This window comes from Desulfovibrio sp. 1188_IL3213 (genome assembly GCF_036763145.1).
Taxonomy (GTDB): Bacteria; Desulfobacterota; Desulfovibrionia; order Desulfovibrionales; family Desulfovibrionaceae; genus Desulfovibrio.
This window is the reverse complement of record NZ_JBAIYR010000459.1, coordinates 1-1,684: the sequence shown is the minus strand read 5'-3', so window position 1 is coordinate 1,684 and position 1,684 is coordinate 1. Positions and strand designations below refer to the sequence as shown.

The 1,684-nt window shown below is 57.9% G+C and carries 2 protein-coding genes; both read left to right on the top strand.

Going from position 1 to position 1,684, the window contains the following annotated elements; all coding sequences use genetic code 11:
• On the top strand, positions 1-226 hold a 226-nt coding region (locus V6C16_RS12595), incomplete at its 5' end, for a hypothetical protein (RefSeq protein WP_333543370.1).
• Between the two features lie 470 nt (positions 227-696).
• Complete coding sequence (locus V6C16_RS12590) at positions 697-1,632, top strand: peptidylprolyl isomerase (protein ID WP_333536783.1); 936 nt, start codon at positions 697-699, stop codon at positions 1,630-1,632.
• Positions 1,633-1,684 lie beyond the last annotated feature (52 nt).

The following is a 1,684-nucleotide window of genomic DNA, read 5'->3' as shown; positions in this document are numbered from 1 at the left end:
GGTGCGCGTGAACCCAGACCTTGCCGCTGACCTGCTCACCCCGCCCTCGGCTCGAACCCCCGCGCGTGAAGGCGCTTCCAGCGGTTCTTCCGACGACAATGGATCTGGCGGCAAAGCTGTGCCTGCCGAAGAGGGCGAGAGTGAAAATCAGGCCGGGCCGGAAGAACCGGAAGAACCAGAAGGCCAGGGCCGTCCCACTACGGAAAACCCCGGTCAGGGAATGTAAGCGAGGCAGAGCCTGTACCCGGCCAACGGCGGGTGAACCGCGCCCGGGCGTTTCAGCACTGCTGCCCGTACACGGTGCTTTTATTGTGATGTAGTATGTTTTCCATACGTTAAGGCGCTCACTACGGCGTTTAACAGCGCAAACAAATGCTCTGCTGTCTTCATCCGTAACTTCCTTTGTCGTAACGGATGAAGCTGCGCTTACGCCTTCGCTGCGGGCGTCTGCTCCGGCAGCCGCCAGAGCAATTTCAAAGTGGAAATGCTCTAAGCCCTTCGGCAATGAGCGAAGCCGGGTCTGCACCTTTGTGGCGGACGGCTGCTTGTGTGGCCGTCAGAGCAGTTTGCAGTGAGGCTGCCTTGCGGCGCGGGCCTGGCCTCGTGCCTGCCGGGCAGACATTGCATGTCGCGCTGTTTTGAGCTAAAAATCTAAGGATAAACAGGCGCACTGCGTCTTACATGAGGGAGAAACCTGTGAGGAAGACACTTGTTTTGCTGCTGGCGGTCATGCTTTTGGCCGCATGCGGCGTACAGGCCGCCCAGCTCAATAAAGTGGCCGCCGTGGTCAATGGGCAGGTCATTACCATGTTTGATTTGCAAAAAAACGCCTTGCCCGATCTGGCGCGCGCCAGACTCAACCCGGATAATCCCGCTGACGCCAAGCAGGTGGACGCTGTTTTCCGCAAGGTTCTGGACATGATGATCATGGATATCCTCATTGCCCAGGAAGCCAGAAGGCTGAAGGTCAGCGTATCACCCACAGATATTGACAACGAGATTGCCAAACTCATGCAGGGTCGCAACATGACCAAACAGCAGTTTGAGGAACAGCTTGCCAAACAGAAAAGCAGTGTTGCTGAACTTCGTGGAAATATTGAAAAAAGCCTGTTGAGGCAAAAGATCATGAGCATGGAGGTCGGCCGCAAGGTTGTGGTCACCCCCGAGGAAATCCGCGCCTATTACGAGGCCCATAAAGACACCATGTATGACCGCACCGGTCTGCACATGGGGGTTATGGTCTACTCGCCCAAGGTGAACGCCGCTTCCATTGCCGCCCAGATCCGCTCCGGCTCGCTGACTTTTGAAGAAGCCGCGCGCAAGTATTCCATCGCGCCCAACAAGGAAAAGGGCGGTGATATGGGACCGGTGGAATGGGACCGCCTGAATCCCGAATGGGAAGGGCGCCTCACCAAGATGAAGCCGGGCGATGTGACGGAGCTTTTTGATCTGCAGGGGCATAAGGCCCAGGTGCACCTTTTCCGTCCCGGCGGGGGAGGCATGAAAATGCTCAGCCTTGAAGAGGCCAAGCCGCAGATTGACGCCATTTTGCGGCAGCCCAAGGCTCTGGAACGTTTTGACGACTATACTGGTCAGTTGCGCAGCAAGGCCGTGATAGACATCCGCTTGTAGCGCGTCTGACCGGGCGCAGCGCGGCCGTGGTTGCCCCGGCCCGCAGCGCCGT